The organism is Bacillus sp. FSL E2-0195, assembly GCF_038003645.1.
Classification (GTDB): Bacteria; Bacillota; Bacilli; order Bacillales; family Bacillaceae_G; genus Bacillus_A; species Bacillus_A mycoides.
Genome location: NZ_JBBOPN010000001.1, coordinates 3,967,592 through 3,982,610 on the forward strand (window position 1 = coordinate 3,967,592; position 15,019 = coordinate 3,982,610).

Annotated in this window: 22 protein-coding genes; 3 read left to right on the forward strand and 19 right to left on the reverse strand. The window is 36.2% G+C overall.

What is annotated here, in order from left to right:
- Positions 1-47: 47 nt before the first annotated feature.
- The 3 genes from MHH59_RS20315 to MHH59_RS20325 all read right to left on the reverse strand — a co-directional run bounded on the left by MHH59_RS20315 (position 48) and on the right by MHH59_RS20325 (position 2,501).
- Positions 48-950 carry a ComEC/Rec2 family competence protein gene (locus tag MHH59_RS20315; RefSeq protein WP_201056886.1) on the reverse strand — a complete coding sequence of 301 codons (903 nt, stop codon included), beginning with the start codon at positions 948-950 and terminating at the stop codon, positions 48-50.
- Positions 951-1,028: 78 nt separating this feature from the next.
- On the reverse strand, positions 1,029-1,601 hold the full coding sequence (gene scpB / locus MHH59_RS20320) for an SMC-Scp complex subunit ScpB (RefSeq protein ID WP_002128944.1): 573 nt from the start codon (positions 1,599-1,601) through the stop codon (positions 1,029-1,031).
- A gap of 156 nt (positions 1,602-1,757) precedes the next feature.
- A complete protein-coding gene (locus MHH59_RS20325; protein WP_002143025.1) occupies positions 1,758-2,501 on the reverse strand; it encodes a segregation/condensation protein A in 744 nt (247 codons plus the stop codon).
- 169 nt (positions 2,502-2,670) lie between these two features.
- Here MHH59_RS20325 and MHH59_RS20330 point away from each other — a divergent pair, with 169 nt between their 5' ends.
- A complete protein-coding gene (locus tag MHH59_RS20330) occupies positions 2,671-2,766 on the forward strand; it encodes a YjcZ family sporulation protein (RefSeq protein WP_000510194.1) in 96 nt (31 codons plus the stop codon).
- Between the two features lie 99 nt (positions 2,767-2,865).
- A complete protein-coding gene (locus MHH59_RS20335; protein WP_201056887.1) occupies positions 2,866-3,384 on the forward strand; it encodes a DUF309 domain-containing protein in 519 nt (172 codons plus the stop codon).
- Between the two features lie 20 nt (positions 3,385-3,404).
- On the opposite strand, the gene ribT is transcribed toward MHH59_RS20335, so the two are convergent.
- Both ribT and MHH59_RS20345 read right to left on the reverse strand, forming a co-directional pair.
- On the reverse strand, positions 3,405-3,773 hold the full coding sequence (gene ribT, locus MHH59_RS20340; protein WP_000908403.1) for a GNAT family N-acetyltransferase RibT: 369 nt from the start codon (positions 3,771-3,773) through the stop codon (positions 3,405-3,407).
- Between the two features lie 484 nt (positions 3,774-4,257).
- Complete coding sequence (locus tag MHH59_RS20345) at positions 4,258-4,695, reverse strand: peptidylprolyl isomerase (protein ID WP_000853785.1); 438 nt, start codon at positions 4,693-4,695, stop codon at positions 4,258-4,260.
- Positions 4,696-4,882: 187 nt separating this feature from the next.
- Between MHH59_RS20345 and MHH59_RS20350 the strand changes: the two genes are divergently transcribed.
- Positions 4,883-5,749 (forward strand): DUF1002 domain-containing protein, encoded by an 867-nt coding sequence (locus MHH59_RS20350; RefSeq protein WP_002014912.1) that lies wholly within the window; start codon positions 4,883-4,885, stop codon positions 5,747-5,749.
- 31 nt (positions 5,750-5,780) lie between these two features.
- Here MHH59_RS20350 and MHH59_RS20355 read toward each other — a convergent pair whose 3' ends face one another.
- The 14 genes from MHH59_RS20355 to dacF all read right to left on the reverse strand — a co-directional run bounded on the left by MHH59_RS20355 (position 5,781) and on the right by dacF (position 14,887).
- A complete protein-coding gene (locus MHH59_RS20355; RefSeq protein ID WP_078177780.1) occupies positions 5,781-6,584 on the reverse strand; it encodes a Cof-type HAD-IIB family hydrolase in 804 nt (267 codons plus the stop codon).
- Positions 6,585-6,679: 95 nt separating this feature from the next.
- Positions 6,680-8,152 carry a spore germination protein SpoVAF gene (gene spoVAF / locus MHH59_RS20360; protein WP_002143032.1) on the reverse strand — a complete coding sequence of 491 codons (1,473 nt, stop codon included), beginning with the start codon at positions 8,150-8,152 and terminating at the stop codon, positions 6,680-6,682.
- Entirely contained in the window at positions 8,139-8,708 is a 570-nt protein-coding gene (locus MHH59_RS20365; protein WP_002088445.1) for a stage V sporulation protein AE, read from the reverse strand. Before MHH59_RS20365 ends, spoVAF begins: the two co-directional genes overlap by 14 nt.
- Positions 8,709-8,713: 5 nt before the next feature.
- Positions 8,714-9,064 (reverse strand): stage V sporulation protein AE, encoded by a 351-nt coding sequence (spoVAE, locus tag MHH59_RS20370; protein ID WP_002014916.1) that lies wholly within the window; start codon positions 9,062-9,064, stop codon positions 8,714-8,716.
- 3 nt (positions 9,065-9,067) lie between these two features.
- Positions 9,068-10,084 (reverse strand): stage V sporulation protein AD, encoded by a 1,017-nt coding sequence (gene spoVAD, locus MHH59_RS20375; protein ID WP_002165116.1) that lies wholly within the window; start codon positions 10,082-10,084, stop codon positions 9,068-9,070.
- A gap of 13 nt (positions 10,085-10,097) precedes the next feature.
- Positions 10,098-10,556 (reverse strand): stage V sporulation protein AC, encoded by a 459-nt coding sequence (spoVAC, locus tag MHH59_RS20380; RefSeq protein ID WP_002128953.1) that lies wholly within the window; start codon positions 10,554-10,556, stop codon positions 10,098-10,100.
- A 12-nt stretch (positions 10,557-10,568) separates the two neighbouring features.
- Positions 10,569-10,985 (reverse strand): stage V sporulation protein SpoVAB, encoded by a 417-nt coding sequence (gene spoVAB / locus MHH59_RS20385; RefSeq protein ID WP_016092269.1) that lies wholly within the window; start codon positions 10,983-10,985, stop codon positions 10,569-10,571.
- Entirely contained in the window at positions 10,978-11,598 is a 621-nt protein-coding gene (locus MHH59_RS20390; protein WP_002067040.1) for a stage V sporulation protein AA, read from the reverse strand. The genes spoVAB and MHH59_RS20390 overlap by 8 nt, the downstream gene beginning before the upstream one ends.
- Positions 11,599-11,713: 115 nt before the next feature.
- Complete coding sequence (locus tag MHH59_RS20395; RefSeq protein ID WP_201052927.1) at positions 11,714-11,812, reverse strand: methionine/alanine import family NSS transporter small subunit; 99 nt, start codon at positions 11,810-11,812, stop codon at positions 11,714-11,716.
- Positions 11,812-11,976, reverse strand: a complete 165-nt coding sequence (locus MHH59_RS20400; protein ID WP_165758152.1) for a hypothetical protein — start codon at positions 11,974-11,976, stop codon at positions 11,812-11,814. The genes MHH59_RS20395 and MHH59_RS20400 overlap by 1 nt, the downstream gene beginning before the upstream one ends.
- Entirely contained in the window at positions 11,969-12,727 is a 759-nt protein-coding gene (sigF, locus tag MHH59_RS20405; RefSeq protein WP_002014922.1) for an RNA polymerase sporulation sigma factor SigF, read from the reverse strand. The genes MHH59_RS20400 and sigF overlap by 8 nt, the downstream gene beginning before the upstream one ends.
- 12 nt (positions 12,728-12,739) lie before the next feature.
- On the reverse strand, positions 12,740-13,180 hold the full coding sequence (gene spoIIAB / locus MHH59_RS20410; RefSeq protein WP_001243400.1) for an anti-sigma F factor: 441 nt from the start codon (positions 13,178-13,180) through the stop codon (positions 12,740-12,742).
- Complete coding sequence (gene spoIIAA / locus MHH59_RS20415) at positions 13,181-13,531, reverse strand: anti-sigma F factor antagonist (protein WP_002128957.1); 351 nt, start codon at positions 13,529-13,531, stop codon at positions 13,181-13,183.
- A gap of 165 nt (positions 13,532-13,696) precedes the next feature.
- Positions 13,697-14,887, reverse strand: a complete 1,191-nt coding sequence (gene dacF, locus MHH59_RS20420; protein WP_340852207.1) for a serine-type D-Ala-D-Ala carboxypeptidase DacF — start codon at positions 14,885-14,887, stop codon at positions 13,697-13,699.
- Between the last annotated feature and the right edge of the window lie 132 nt (positions 14,888-15,019).

The following is a 15,019-nucleotide window of genomic DNA, read 5'->3' on the forward strand; positions in this document are numbered from 1 at the left end:
ATTATCCATTTTTACCAAAATGGATAATAATCTCTTAATATAATTAGTTACTTAAGTAATGGCATAAGACCGCTTGCCCCCATAGTAATATGTTCACCATCTGTTTCTATTTCCACAGTTCGCTTGTTTGTTCCATATATCATTATACCACGCTGTTTTAATCGTCTTACTACACTCTGATGAGGATGCCCATACGGATTTCTACTCCCGTACGAAAGAATAGCGAATTGTGGATCTACTTTTTTTAAGAATGTTTCACTCGTTGAAGTATACGAGCCATGATGCCCAACTTTTAATACATCTGCATGTACATCAAATCGCTTTAATATTTCATTTTCCGTCCGTATATCAGCATCACCCATTAATAAAAAGTCCGCTTTACCATATCGAATCTTTAACACAATTGAGGACTCGTTATTCTCGTCTTTCGATTTACCATTGTTTAATACTTGTATAGAAACATGTGGATCTAACGGTATATATTGTCCTTCCTTCACTGAAATGAAAGGTATACCCCTTTTTTTAATATTATTCCGATACGTATGATAAGTAAATGAACTATATGTTTTTCCACTATCTAATACGAGTGAAACCGGCATTTGTTCTACAATTGGAATAAGCCCCCCTATATGGTCCATATCAGGATGAGTACTTACAATCACATCTAAATGATTAATTCCTTTTTCAATTAGTTTTTGAATAATAACCTCTCCCGCTTCATAAGGGCCCCCATCTATTAACATCGTTTGACCATTTGGCAATGTAATAAGTGTCGCATCACCTTGTCCAACTTTTAAAAAACTCACTTTCATTTTACCAAAATGTTGCCGATGCATATGTATAGAAGACGCAGTATGAATAGACATCATATATCTTTTAGCCGATGCGCTGTTTAACGAAAAACATAATAAAACAGAAACCAACAATAGAATACTCCGTACACCTTTCATAACTCGTCTCCTTTTTTCATTTAGTATGGCACGCTCTGTAATTGATATACAAAAAAAGCTTAGCAAAATGCTAAGCTTTTATTTTGATAATTCCTGTAAAGAACCAAAGAACAAATCTGCTTCATTCATTTGTTCATTTTCTTCCGAAAGAGGTGGTAAATCATCTAATGTTTTCAATCCAAACGTATCTAAAAATTCTTTCGTCGTTCCGTATAAAATAGGGCGCCCTGGTCCTTCCGCTCTTCCCGTTTCTTTTATAAGTAAGTGTGAAACTAACGTTTGTAATGCCTTGTCCGTTTTCACACCTCTAATCTCTTCCATTTCTGTCCTTGTAATCGGTTGACGGTACGCAACGATTGCCAACGTTTCAAGAGCTGCTTGAGAAAGTGAAGCCGCGGTTGGAGTATCTATTAATTTTTGATAGTACGAAGCATGTTCTTTCTTTGTTGCAAAACGATACACTTTTGCATATTGTACAATTTGCAAACCGCGATTCGATCCTTCGCATTCTTTTTGCATTTCCTCTATACTGTTTATTACTTCTTCCACTTCAACTTCCAGAACTTTAGCTATCTGTTCCGGATAAATCCCTTCGTCACCTGCAACAAATAAAAGCCCTTCAATAATCGATTTTTGTTCTTTTCTATCCATTTTACGAACTCCTTTCTCCTATTTCCCATAAAAAACACACATAAAAAAACCGAATCACAGTAAATGCGTTCGGTTCAATATTTCTTCTCTCGTTCCAAACGATACATTAAAACCTAACATGAGATAAAATATTTCTATCCCATCTTCACATCAACTCTATACGGATTTATTAGAGCTTGATACGAAAATTTCATCAAAATTATGTTCCTGCTCAATTATGATTTGTTGATTTTTCATTAGCTCAAGAACCGCTAAAAATGTTACAACCATTATTTCACGTTCTTCATCAGCAAACAAATCATAAAAGCTTTGACGACCGCCTCTTACTTCTAACTGTTGTAGAATATCAGTCATTCGCTGTGCAATTGGTATTTCTTGGCGAGTAATTCGCGTTGTTACGGGGGTTTTTGCTTTTTTACGACGCATTAGCTTTTGAAATGCCGCTAACATATCATATAACGTAACATCAAGAGGTAAGCTTGTCTCCTCTTCTTGTTGAAATGATGTAAAATCAATTGGCGGACGTGTATATAGCTGTGCTCTTTCTTGTTCTCTTTCTTTTAACTCAGTAGCAACTTGCTTATATTTCTTATATTCAATTAACCTCTCCATCAATTCTTGACGAGGATCATCTATAAAGTCTTCACCGTTATCAGGTACATCTTCTTCTTGTTTCGGTAACAACATTTTACTTTTAATTTGTAATAACGTTGCAGCCATTACTAAATACTCACTGGCAACATCTAATTGTAATTCTTTCATCGTATGGACATAAGATAGATATTGCTCTGTAATTTTCGCTACAGGAATATTATATATATCAATTTCGTAACGATTTATTAAGTGTAACAATAGATCTAAAGGCCCTTCAAAAGCCTCTACTTTAAAATTATACTGCACAAAGCATCCCACCACATTTTTTCTATAACACCATAAGTATAGAGCATACTCATGTTCTATCCAACCTTTTTAAGAAATTTAATTAAAAATAGACCTATGCCCATGTCATAATGCCCACCGCTTCATATGATAACAATGTAGTAAGAACAATGTAGGAGGTCAAAAAACTATGGGTCACGTTGATTGCGGTTTTAGCGGTGGGTTCGCATTACTTGTTGTACTGTTCATTTTACTAATCATTGTAGGAGCAGCTTGCTTCTGCTAATAGGACGCAATAAAGCGACTAGGGATATTTCCCTAGTCGCTTATTGTTAATATTTCTATGATAAACTGTACATATAACCGTTAGACAGGAGCGAATAAAATGTATCCTACCGAGTACATACAATTTTTAATTCATTTTCACGGAGACTATGATTATTTTGAATGTCATGAAATATTAGAAGAGTATTGGAAATTAAAACCTAGAGGAGAACGCGACAATTACTTAGTCGGTCTCATTCAAATTGCTGTTTCCTTATACCATCACAGACGATCCAACTGGAATGGTGCAGAGAAGATGATAAAAAGCGCAATAGCACTTTTAGAAAAGAACAGTACATCTTTACATCAATTAGGAATAGATCATAAACAACTTGTGTTCTTATTAAATGAAAGATTACACTCTATCCACAAAAAGGAAATTTTTGCGCCGTTATTTTTACCATTGTTAGACGTATCGTTAGAAAAACAATGCATACAGTTATGTAAGAAACAAAACCTCTCTTGGAAAGATGTGAACGTCATTCCTGGTGAATACATCATAAGTAAGCACACATTGCGTGATCGAACAGAAGTCATTTCTGAGCGACACGAGCAACTACAAAAAAGAAAGCAGAGATAATAAACTACTTATCCCTGCTTTCATGAATGTATATTTTGTTCAAGCTCTTTACACTTTTTGCAAAAACTTGCTGTTTGCTCATTTCCGCAAATTGTAAACTCAAGAAATTTACTCTTAAGCTCTTGAACCATCTTCGTCCCAATCCCCATATGACGGTGAGACGGATTCACGCTCAAATGCTGAATTTCCAATACCTGATCTTCTTTTTTTATAATCCCCATTATCCCAACAAAATCTTCATTTTGTTTCCACAAATACAATTGCCAATCCTCTTTCGCTTCATATTCTTTCATTGTCAATTGTAATGTTTTTACATCTTTTTCAGTTGGCATAAATGAAAGAAGCCCCATTGCAATTTTTTCATAACTTTTTTTAAAACGAATTAACATAACCCTTATCCCTTCTTACAAAAGTTACAAACTATTTATCCCCTCAATCACTCTTTTCATATCACATTCATTCTACAATATTTTTACCAGAGTGAGAAGGGGCTGAAACAACTTGATAATCATACAAAGCGTTAAGAAGAAAGTCAAATATATGTTTCCACGCTATTTCTTTCTATTACACCGCTCAAAAAAGAGACAATACTATATAGGAACTAAAAGGAAAATCCCTTTCTCATCACATTTCACTTATTAACCACTTTTGAACAAAGTAGTTCTACTAAAAGCAATATGTTAAGAGAAATACATTTATTGAAGCATATAATTCGTACTCCATCCTATGTATTTTGTTAAAAGTGTGTTCTCATGAACAATATAATTTAACGTTAGTAGCCGTCCTATTTGTGTCATATACTTTAAAATATATACCAACCCTGTTTATAGGAAATAAAAAAAGAGAGCAAAATCGCTCTCCTTTTCTCGTAACTTATTCTTCCCAAACTTTAACTTCTTTCATTACATCGCCTTGACGCATGTTTAATACTGTTTCAATACCGCTTGTTGCTTTACCGAATACAGTATGTACGCCATCTAAATGCGGTTGTGGCTCATGAACAACAAAGAATTGGCTACCACCTGTATTACGGCCAGCATGTGCCATAGAAAGTGAGCCAACAAGATGTCTATGAGGATTTCCATCAGTTTCACATGGGATAGAGTAACCTGGGCCACCTGCTCCTGTGCCTGTTGGGTCTCCACCTTGGCTTACGAAGCCAGGAATAACGCGGTGGAATGTCACACCATCATAAAATCCTTGCTCTGCTAATTTTTTAAAGTTTTCTACTGTTTTTGGTGCCTCTTCTGGGAAAAATTCTAAATCGATTTTTTCGCCATTTTCCATTAATATGTATCCTAAAGTTTTCATATGTATATGTCTCCTTTCAACTATCTCAGCACTATATTACCATATTCATGACGAGAAACAAAAAGAATCCGACAATCTGCATACTTCTTTTTTGAAATGTGGAAGAAGCTAGGTGACAAATAAGAAAAATATACTATAATAACTGTGTTGCCCGAAAATTTAAGAAAGAGAAAGGGAGCGATTTTTCGTGAAAACGAAATTACTAGCTCTGCTATTAGCTGTAGCCGTATTTATTATGCCAACAGCTTCATTTGCAGACATCATTGAGGGAGAATCAATTGTTACACTAGGAGAAAACTTATCTGAACAACAGAAACAAGATCTTTTGAAAGAAATGAAAGCACCAAAAGATGCACAAATTATTACTGTATCTAATGCGGAAGAACATAAATTTCTAGAGGGCATCGTTCCAAAAGCGCAAATTGGTACGAGAGCTATTTCCTCTTCTATGATTACATACACAAAACCAGGGTCAGGTCTCATTGTACGCTCAAAAAACATTAATTCGATAACAGATGCAATGTACACAAATGCACTTATTACAGCAGGTGTGAAAGATGCAGAGATTCAAATTACTGCACCATTTAAAGTTTCAGGAACTGCTGCTTTAACAGGTTTAATGAAGGCCTATGAAACAACATCAAACAAAGCCATTCCTGAAGAAGTAAAAAAAGTAGCCAATGAAGAAATGGTACAAACAGCCCAGCTTGGTGATAAAATCGGCGAAGAAAAAGCAGTTCAACTTGTTGCAAAAATTAAAGAAGAAATTGCAAAAGAACAGCCAAAAACAACTGAAGATTTACGTACATTAATTAAAAAAATTGCTGATCAACTCGGTATTACATTAACAGATGAACAGTTGGATAGCCTAGTAGCGTTATTTGATAAAATGAAAAATCTTAATATCGATTGGAACCAAGTTGGTAGCCAATTAGAGAAAGCAAAAGACCATGTGTCTGCCTTCTTAGGATCTGAAGAAGGGCAAAGTTTCCTAGATAAAGTAAAAGATTTCTTCTCTAGTATCATTGATTTCGTTAAATCTTTATTCAAGTAAAAAAGAAGCTCGCCAGTGACGAGCTTCTTTTTTATACAAGTAACGGTAATTTCATAATAGCTTCTTCAACCGAACGGACAACATAATTTGATTTCTCCTTCACATACGGATGAGCATGATGGAGGGTGAAGGAGTGCGGGGTTACTTCAAACATAGAAATATCATTGAAAGAATCTCCAATACATGCAACTTCATTTGCTTCAATTTGTAAATGTTCCATTAATCGCTTCAGAGCGCTTCCTTTACTTACACCTCTTGGCATAATGTCAACATATCGCTTACCCGATATAAAGACTTCCGCTTCGCTATGAAATGTATCTCTCAACTCTTGATCTAATGCTACAATTTTTTCTTCTTCGCCAAAAACAAATAATTTCGCAGGATGTACAGTCTTCCCAAATTCCTCTTCTAACTCTTCGATTTCAGCAATATGCACTCCCATATACTCTTCAAAAGTATGGTGATGTTCATTCTTCCTTTTTGTATATCGCTGCTCATTTGCACAAACAATATCTGCTAGTCCCTTTTTATGTATATATCGATATATTTCCTGGGCAACCCCATCTTCAAAACTCGATTCATGAAATACTTTTCCATCCGGTAGTATCATTGTCGCTCCATTTAAACTAGTTGTGTAATACGGGAACGAAAACCTTTTTACCGCCTCATCAATTCGGTGAGTAAAACGGCCAGAGGCAAAACAAATATTTGTCCCGTTTTCAGCTAGCCAACAAAGCGCTCGTTCATCTTCTTTTTGCATATCATTCATATTGTAAACGAGTGTATCATCTAAATCACTTACAAATAGTTTAATCATGTCCTCTTCCCCTTCCATACACAATATCTACTCTAATTGTACAAAAAAAATGTTTGATTTTTGTTAAAAAAATAATAAATTTTCAATAAAAAATAAGCGGAGCATAATCCCGCTTATTTTTGTCTTCGCACATTTTGAGGTCTTACAATACTTGGACGAACCTTTAAACTAGACATAGTTGGACGAAGTAAAATTTTCGTTAACGCGCCCCAATCAAACGGTAAAAACGGCCATAAATACGGTGTTTGCAAGCTTTTTATAGATGTTAAAAATAGAATCAATATCGTCATTCCAATGACAAATCCCATTTCATGAAATATGCCTGTTAAAATAATGACAAACAATTTTCCTATCTTATTCCCAAGCCCTAGTTCATAACTTGGCGTAGCGTATGCTCCAATCATAGAAACTGCTACGTACAAAATAACTTCTGGTACAAACAAACCTACATCAATTGCAATTTGACCAATTAATATGGCAGAAATTAATCCTGCTGCCGACGACAATGATGTCGGTGTATGAATGGCAGCCATTCTTAAAAATTCGAGTCCGACTTCCGCCATCAAAATTTGTAATAAAATCGGTAAATGCGTCATCTTATTTGGTCCAATGAAAGCAAGACTTTCCGGTAAAAGAGTCGGATCAAAAACAAAAACTAGCCAAAATGGCAGTAAGAATAGCGAAAATATAACACCTAAAAAACGTACCCAACGTAAAAATGTACCTACAGCTGGATTTTGTCTAAACTCTTCTGCATGCTGTAAATGGTGAAAATATGTTGTTGGAGTGATCATAGCACTTGGTGATGTATCAACGAGTACTAACACATGTCCTTCTAACAGATGATTTGCTGCTACATCTGGTCTCTCTGTGTATCGGATAAGCGGGAATGGATTATAACCTTGTTTCACTACAAATTCTTCTACCGTTTTATCCGCCATCGTAATCCCATCTACTTCAATATTATTTAATTCTTGTTTTATAATCTTCACTAAATCCGGATTTGCAACATCTTGTACATATGTAATACAAATATCCGTTTGCGATCTATCCCCTACTCGAATCATTTCATTTCGAAGACGTGGATCGCGTATTCTTCTACGAATTAACGCTGTATTTACAACGATATTTTCAACAAATCCATCCCTTGCACCACGCACTACCTTTTCTGTATCTGGTTCTGTCGGTGTCCGGCCCGGATAACTACGAACATCTATTGCGAACGCTTCAGTTTCACCTTCCACAAATATAACAATGAGTCCTGATAATACTTGGAGCATTACATCATCCATCGTTTTTACTTTACTTACTTGTTGATGAATTAAACGATTCTCTAAAAGCTTTACTGTATCTTCTTCTACATCCCTTATTTCATTTGTATCCACCGCTTCTTCTAAAATAGGGATAATATAATTCGTATCACAAAGTCCATTTACAAATAACACACCAATTTCTTTATTTAAAATTTTAAATTTACGAATACCAACATCGTATGTAACACCAAGTCCAACTGTTTGCTTTAAATAATTTTCATTATCACTTAAAAAAGATGAAATCGGGATATTCACTTTTTTAGGCTTCGTCATAAAAGCCACTCCTTTCCAAAATTAATTGAATCGCCTTTCTAGTAATAGGTGATCCTCTCTCCCATTCATCATTTCCGCACATCTTGCCAATATCACCGACCCCCACTATGACAGGAACATTCAGACCATCTAAACAATAAATCGTATCCCCACTAATCCTGCCAATTTCACCATCTGGGAGTCCAAATTTATCAACGCCATATTCTGTCAAATTCCCATTCCGATCTACACTTACATCTACACGCGCCCATTCCCAATGATGTGTATTAGATGCTACTGCTAAAATACCGAGTACATCAACTTGTTTATGTGTTGCGACATACTTTAACGCCTTTTCACCAGATCCTTCTCCTATAAATCCGCTGTCATCAAACATGACAAATACAGGGTCATATGGCGTTTGCATAATAAGCTCAACAACTTTCTTCCCTGTCAATTTGGTCGGATTACTTTGCGATGCTGAAATACACCTCCCCCCAAATTCCTTTGTTAACAGCTCAATTGTCCGCTTTGCATATTCATCTCCATCTGTGACCAAAACAACCCTTCGTCTCATTTGATTTATCCTTTCGGTTTACATATAAGTGCAACAAAAAATGAAAATAATATCGCTGCTGAAATCCCCGCAGACGTTAAGCTAAACATACCGATTCCAATTCCTAAATATCCATGTTTTTCTGCCGCATGCATTGCCCCGTGCAATAGTGAGTGTCCAAAACTTGTAATAGGGACTGTTGCCCCAGCACCTGCAAATTTTATAAGCTTATCGTACAATCCGAATCCGTCTAAAATAGCTCCGGCGACTACAAAAGTTGCCATTAAATGTGCCGGTGTTAACTTTGCGAAATCTAGCAACACTTGTCCAATTACACAAATAGCTCCTCCTACAAGAAATGCATATATAAAATCCACAATTCACTCTCCTTTAACGCTTTCAAACACAACACCATGCGCAATCGTTGGAATCGTTTCCTTCTGTTGTATCATCATGGGACTTAATAGAGCTCCAGTTGCAACGACAAAAATTCTTTGTAAATTCCCTTTTTGCATTTCACGCAATAAATGGCCGTATGTTACAACAGCTGAACAAGCACAACCACTGCCCCCTGCAAACACTTCTTCTTGATTTGAATTGTAAATCATTAATCCACAATCATTGTATACATTCCCCAAATCATACCCTTCCTCAAGTAAAAGTTGTTTCGCAATTGGTGTCCCAACAGCCGATAAATCACCAGTAACAATAAGATCATAATCAGCTGCACTTCTTCTCAAATCTTCAAAATGTTGTTGAATTGTATGAGCAGCAGCTGGTGCCATCGCTGATCCCATATCTAAAGGATTAGCAATTCCTAAATCTTGCACTTTACCAATTGTTGCTGCTGTTATTTTAATTGCACTCTCCTCATTGCTAATTAATATTGACCCTGCTCCGGTAACAGTTGAGTTTGCTGTCCCTGGCTTTTGTCCTCCGTATTCTGTCGGGGAACGAAATTGTCTTTCAGCCGTCGCATTATGACTACTTACTGTAGCTAAAATACGATTCGCAAATCCACCATCTATAAAAGCTGATCCAATCGCCAAAGTTTCCATTGACGTCGCACAAGCGCTGAACATCCCTAAAAAAGGAATACCATACTCACGAGCAACATAATTTGCTGTCACTGTTTGGTTTAATAAATCTCCCGCTAAAAAGAAATCAATTTGCGATTTTTTTATATTCCCTTTTTGCATCGCTTGTTGAATTGAGTCTGACATTAACCTTCGTTCAGCAAGTTCCCAGTTTTCCTCTCCGCAATGTAAGTCAGAATATGAAATATCAAAATCCTTTCCAAGAGGGCCTTCAGCTTCTTTCGGACCGACAGCAGTACCAGTTGCATTCACGAAGATATCATTTTGAAATACCCACGTTTGTTTTCCTGTCAATCTCATACCCACCCCTCCTTTAAGACATTAAAATTTGAAATGTATATCTTATTAACCCGATAATGTATGCACCGACGACTCCAAATACAATGACACTTCCTGCAAGCTTAAACATGTTAGTAGCGATTCCTAGAACAATCCCTTCACTCCTATGCTCTAGTGCGGCACTCGCCATAGAATTCGCAAATCCAGTAACTGGTACTGCTGATCCCGCTCCAGAAAACTGCCCGATTTTATCATATACACCACACCCTGTTAAAATCGCTGATAGTAAAACAAGAGTTGCAACTGTAGGGTTTCCTGCCTCTTTCTCACTAAAGTGAAAGTAATGTATATAAAATTTCATCAACACTTCTCCTACCGTACAAATGAGTCCACCAACAAGAAATGCCTTCACACAATTTATGAAATAGTTCGGTTTTGGATGGTACTCCTTCACTTTATTTATGTAATCGTCCTTCAATTTTCGCCCTGCCATATATATTGCCTCCTACTTTACGAAATAAATCCAGTGAAACAACGAGCCTATTACTTTCCCAAGTACAAGAGCAACGAGTAAAACAATAATTTTCTCCTCTACCCTTACTCGTTTCGCTAAAATAGGTAAAACGTTTAACACTTCCGTTAACGCCGCAGCGAGCATTCCAATGAATGTGCCACAAAATATCCCTAATATAACAAGCCAATATTGTGACGTTTGAAATGTAATATTTTTCAAACTACACCAAGCCCCTGTTAAAGTACCTGCAATGACCGCCCACTCAAAGTATTGAATATGCTTTCCACTTCTCGTTAATTGAGCTAAACGAGGGATTATACCAAGTACAGCTAAAAACGCGACATATCCGCTACCTACTGCAATTCCTCCAGCTAAGCCAATTAATACAACAAATGCACACTCAATCATCAGCAATCTGTTTCATATTATCCTTGTTTTCATGAACAATTACATATTGATCAAGCGACTGCTGATATTGAAACATCTCAACTTCTAACGGGCTCGGCTCTTCATTAATTCTCTTTTGAAATACATGATTAAAAAATAAGACCATACCTAATCCAAGACCTAATGAATAAGGAATTTGAAATAAAAGTGGTTGCGCCTTAAATTCTCCAGTAATCATGTAATATAACCGTTGGTGTACTTGTTGCATACTTACATCTTCATGGAAATAAATGATCGCAAGGGCCGCTCCAATGAAAAGTAACAACCATACAAGTCCGAAGAAAACCGGATGCACTTTCTTTTTTTCGTATATAATTTCAACAAGAGTTTGTCCAGAACCAAGTAAATTAATTTGTATGTGAGCCGCTTTTTGTTGAATAATCTCAATCACTTTCATAACATCAATTACAACATGTGTTTTATCATGCGCTGTTATTTTGTAGACTATTTCATTTTGTAACAACTCAACTACAAAAGAATCTCCGGCAAGTTGAGCAACATCGCTCAGCTTTACTTCATACGTAGGAGACACTTTTAAGCGATTGCGCATTTTAATATAAATCGTTTGTTCCAATTTTCATTCACCCCTTCACTCTTCCTCGTAGTTGTAGTATGGTTATTGGAATTTTTTCTAATACAATTTTTTCATAAAAAAACATCTGTACCATTTCGGTACAGATGTTTTTAGCTTATGCCTTTTTCTTAAATAAATTTGCAATACTTAATGCAAGTCCTCCCCAAATGACTACCATACCTATAACCATCATCATAATTACTGATCCACTCATCATGAAACACCTCGGTCCTTCCATTCTTTTTCAAGCTGGACAGAGTCTGAATGTATTTGTGCATTCCATTTTTTCAGACCAATAACTAACGCGACTAGAAGGAATGCTGCCGCTATCGACCAACCATACGTTACAACAAAAAAATCGAATAGATAGCTATTCATCTATTCGATCTTTCATCTGTTTTAATATTTTCTTTTCAAGTCTTGAAACTTGTACTTGCGAAATGCCTATTCGCTCCGCTACTTCTGATTGGGTTTGGTCTTTATAATAGCGCAAATACACAATTAGCCTTTCTCGTTCATCCAATTCTCTAATTGCTTCTTTTAAAGCAATTTTATCAAACCATTTCGTTTCCGATTGATCTGCAATTTGATCTAAAATAGTAATTGGATCTCCGTCGTTTTCATACACAGTTTCATGTATCGACGAAGGAGCACGACTCGCTTCTTGCGCCAGAACAACTTCTTCCGGCGTTAGTTCAAGAGCCTGTGCTACCTCATTAATCGTTGGAGCCCTTCCAAATTCTTTCGAAAGCTCGTCTCTCATCTTTCGGACTTTGTTTCCTGTTTCTTTTAAAGATCTACTTACTTTCACTGATCCATCGTCACGTAAAAATCGTTGTATTTCACCGATAATCATTGGAACTGCATATGTTGAAAATTTCACGTCGAAAGATAAATCAAATTTATCTACCGATTTTAAGAGTCCAATACATCCAATTTGAAATAAATCGTCTGGTTCGTATCCTCGATTAAGAAATCGCTGTACAACCGACCATACGAGACGCATATTACTTTGAACGATTGTATCTCTCGCTTGTTGATCTCCATCTTGACTTTTTTGAATTAACGCTTTTAGCTCGTGGTCCTTTAACTGAGGTTTCTTCTTCTCATTTCTGACCTCTATGTCCATTGGCTATTCTCCTTAATTGCATAGAGCGTTACTATTTGATAAGTATTTTGTCAAATGGATTGTTGTCCCGAAAGATTCGTTTGAAATAACTTCTACTTCATCCATAAAATTTTCCATGATAGTAAATCCCATTCCGGAACGCTCTAATTCAGGTTTAGTTGTAAAAAGGGGTTGTCTTGCTTCATCTAAGTTAAAGATACCAATCCCTTCATCTCGAATCGTGAGTTTCACCATCGCTTCTTCCAAAATCACTGAAATATAAACAACACCTTCTGCATTTCCTTCATACCCATGAATAATTGCATTTGTAACCGCTTCTGACACAACTGTTTTAATCTCTGTTAGTTCTTCCATCGTCGGGTCTAATTGCGCAATAAAAGCAGCTACCGTAACACGAGCGAATGATTCATTCTGGCTTAACGCTGAAAATTGAAGGTTCATTTCATTTCTCATCTACGCCACCCCCAACGTCGCGAGCGCATGCGCTTCACTTTCTTCTAAACGAACAATTTTGAATAGACCTGACATTTCAAATAAACGTTTAACGGGCGGTGAAATTGCACAGACAACCATCTCTCCACCTAATCCCTTTACATGTTTATATCGGCCTAATATAACGCCTAAACCAGAACTATCCATAAATGTTAAGTTCTCTAGGCTCAAAATAATATGATGAACACCATGTGTCTCAATCATATCTGTGACTTTCGTTCGCAACTCTTCAGCAGTATGATGATCTAACTCGCCCTCTAGCCTCACACATAAGACGTCACGTTTTACTTCTAAATGCATGGAAAGACTCACACGATTTCCTCCTTATGCTCAAACTTTACTCATTAACATAAGATTTTCGTGATATAAAATCAGAATCCTTCCTACTGACAAAAGAAGAACTATTTCGTCATAAAGTGAAACCTTTCAGCAATTATTTCAGTAAATACGAACAGAAAAACATCAAAATTTCCGCCGCTATTTTGATGTTGAAAACATCCCAAAACTTCTTTTAAATAACTCCCACCAGCTCGCTGCCTCAACATCTTCTTTCGCTACAATTGTTTGTTTTAATAAAACATCTTTATCTCTTTTAATAACAAGTGTGCCAAGTGCATCACCTTTTTTAATCGGTGCCTTCACTTTCTTTTCAGCAATCACTTCTTGTTTAACTTTGTCCATATTTTCGCCCTTCTTCATAAGAAGAGACACATTGTCTGACGCAACTAAATCTACTTTTTCTTCCTTACCTTTTCCTACTTGTACAGTCTTAATTTTCTCACCACGTGTATATAATTTCTTTGTCATGTATTGTCCAAATGCATAATCAAGAAGCTTCGTTACTTGATTGTTCCGCTCTTTTGATGTAGGTGCTCCCATTACAACTGAAATAACACGCATACCATTTTTCTCAGCCGATGCCGTTAAACAATATTTCGCTTCTTTCGTAAAGCCTGTTTTCACTCCATCTACTCCAGGATAAAAACGTACTAGCTTATTCGTATTAACAAGCCAAAACTTCTTATCCGTATTTTCACGTAAATAGTCTTCATATTTACCTGTGTATTTTCGAATAAGTGGATACTTCATCAACTCTTTCGCCATAATAGCCATATCATTCGCTGTAGAATAATGATCTTTCGCTGGAAGACCTGTCGGATTTTGAAAATGTGTATTTTTCAATCCTAGATCTTTCGCTTTTTTGTTCATCATATTTACGAAACCTTCTTCTGAACCAGCGATATGCTCAGCTACTGCAACCGATGCATCATTTCCAGATGCAATTGCAATGCCCTTTAACATTTCATTTACAGTCATCTCTTCCCCAGGTTCTAGAAAAATTTGTGATCCGCCCATTGAAGCTGCGTGTTCACTCGCTCTAACTTTATCGTTTAGTTTTAGTTTTCCTTTTTCAACTTGTTCCATAATTAATAGCATTGTCATAATCTTTGTCATACTAGCAGGTGGTAACTTTTCATTCGGATTTTTATCAAACAAAACTTTACCTGTATCTTGCTCAATTACGATCGCTGATGACGCTTGTTCCGCTAACTTCGGCGTGGTTTCTTCTGTTTTTTCCTGCTTCGTTTTCTCAGATTGTGCGAAACTAACTGAAGTACCAGAAAGCAATAACATGAAACAAACAAGTATTCCAAAAACTCGCTTCATGACTAACCCTCCATTCTATATCAAACTTATTTTTTCCAATTTATACATTTTTAATACCATATTTTTCTATTATTTTCAGTTGACAAATAAATTCCTTGCCTATATTGTATTAAGTGTATTACACGTAGTAGT

Bases quoted from the DNA above. Each gene is read 5' to 3' on its own strand.
- sigF (WP_002014922.1), bottom strand. From the start codon at position 12,727: ATGGACATAGAGGTCAGAAATGAGAAGAAGAAACCTCAGTTAAAGGAC.
- spoVAB (WP_016092269.1), bottom strand. From the start codon at position 10,985: ATGATTGAGTGTGCATTTGTTGTATTAATTGGCTTAGCTGGAGGAATT.
- scpB (WP_002128944.1), bottom strand. From the start codon at position 1,601: ATGGATAGAAAAGAACAAAAATCGATTATTGAAGGGCTTTTATTTGTT.
- MHH59_RS20335 (WP_201056887.1), top strand. From the start codon at position 2,866: ATGTATCCTACCGAGTACATACAATTTTTAATTCATTTTCACGGAGAC.
- MHH59_RS20365 (WP_002088445.1), bottom strand. From the start codon at position 8,708: ATGAGACGAAGGGTTGTTTTGGTCACAGATGGAGATGAATATGCAAAG.
- spoVAF (WP_002143032.1), bottom strand. From the start codon at position 8,152: ATGACGAAGCCTAAAAAAGTGAATATCCCGATTTCATCTTTTTTAAGT.
- ribT (WP_000908403.1), bottom strand. From the start codon at position 3,773: ATGTTAATTCGTTTTAAAAAAAGTTATGAAAAAATTGCAATGGGGCTT.
- MHH59_RS20345 (WP_000853785.1), bottom strand. From the start codon at position 4,695: ATGAAAACTTTAGGATACATATTAATGGAAAATGGCGAAAAAATCGAT.
- MHH59_RS20400 (WP_165758152.1), bottom strand. From the start codon at position 11,976: ATGAATAGCTATCTATTCGATTTTTTTGTTGTAACGTATGGTTGGTCG.
- spoVAD (WP_002165116.1), bottom strand. From the start codon at position 10,084: ATGAGATTGACAGGAAAACAAACGTGGGTATTTCAAAATGATATCTTC.
- MHH59_RS20355 (WP_078177780.1), bottom strand. From the start codon at position 6,584: ATGGAAGGGGAAGAGGACATGATTAAACTATTTGTAAGTGATTTAGAT.
- spoIIAB (WP_001243400.1), bottom strand. From the start codon at position 13,180: ATGAGAAATGAAATGAACCTTCAATTTTCAGCGTTAAGCCAGAATGAA.
- MHH59_RS20330 (WP_000510194.1), top strand. From the start codon at position 2,671: ATGGGTCACGTTGATTGCGGTTTTAGCGGTGGGTTCGCATTACTTGTT.
- dacF (WP_340852207.1), bottom strand. From the start codon at position 14,887: ATGAAGCGAGTTTTTGGAATACTTGTTTGTTTCATGTTATTGCTTTCT.
- MHH59_RS20315 (WP_201056886.1), bottom strand. From the start codon at position 950: ATGAAAGGTGTACGGAGTATTCTATTGTTGGTTTCTGTTTTATTATGT.
- MHH59_RS20395 (WP_201052927.1), bottom strand. From the start codon at position 11,812: ATGAGTGGATCAGTAATTATGATGATGGTTATAGGTATGGTAGTCATT.
- spoVAC (WP_002128953.1), bottom strand. From the start codon at position 10,556: ATGGCAGGGCGAAAATTGAAGGACGATTACATAAATAAAGTGAAGGAG.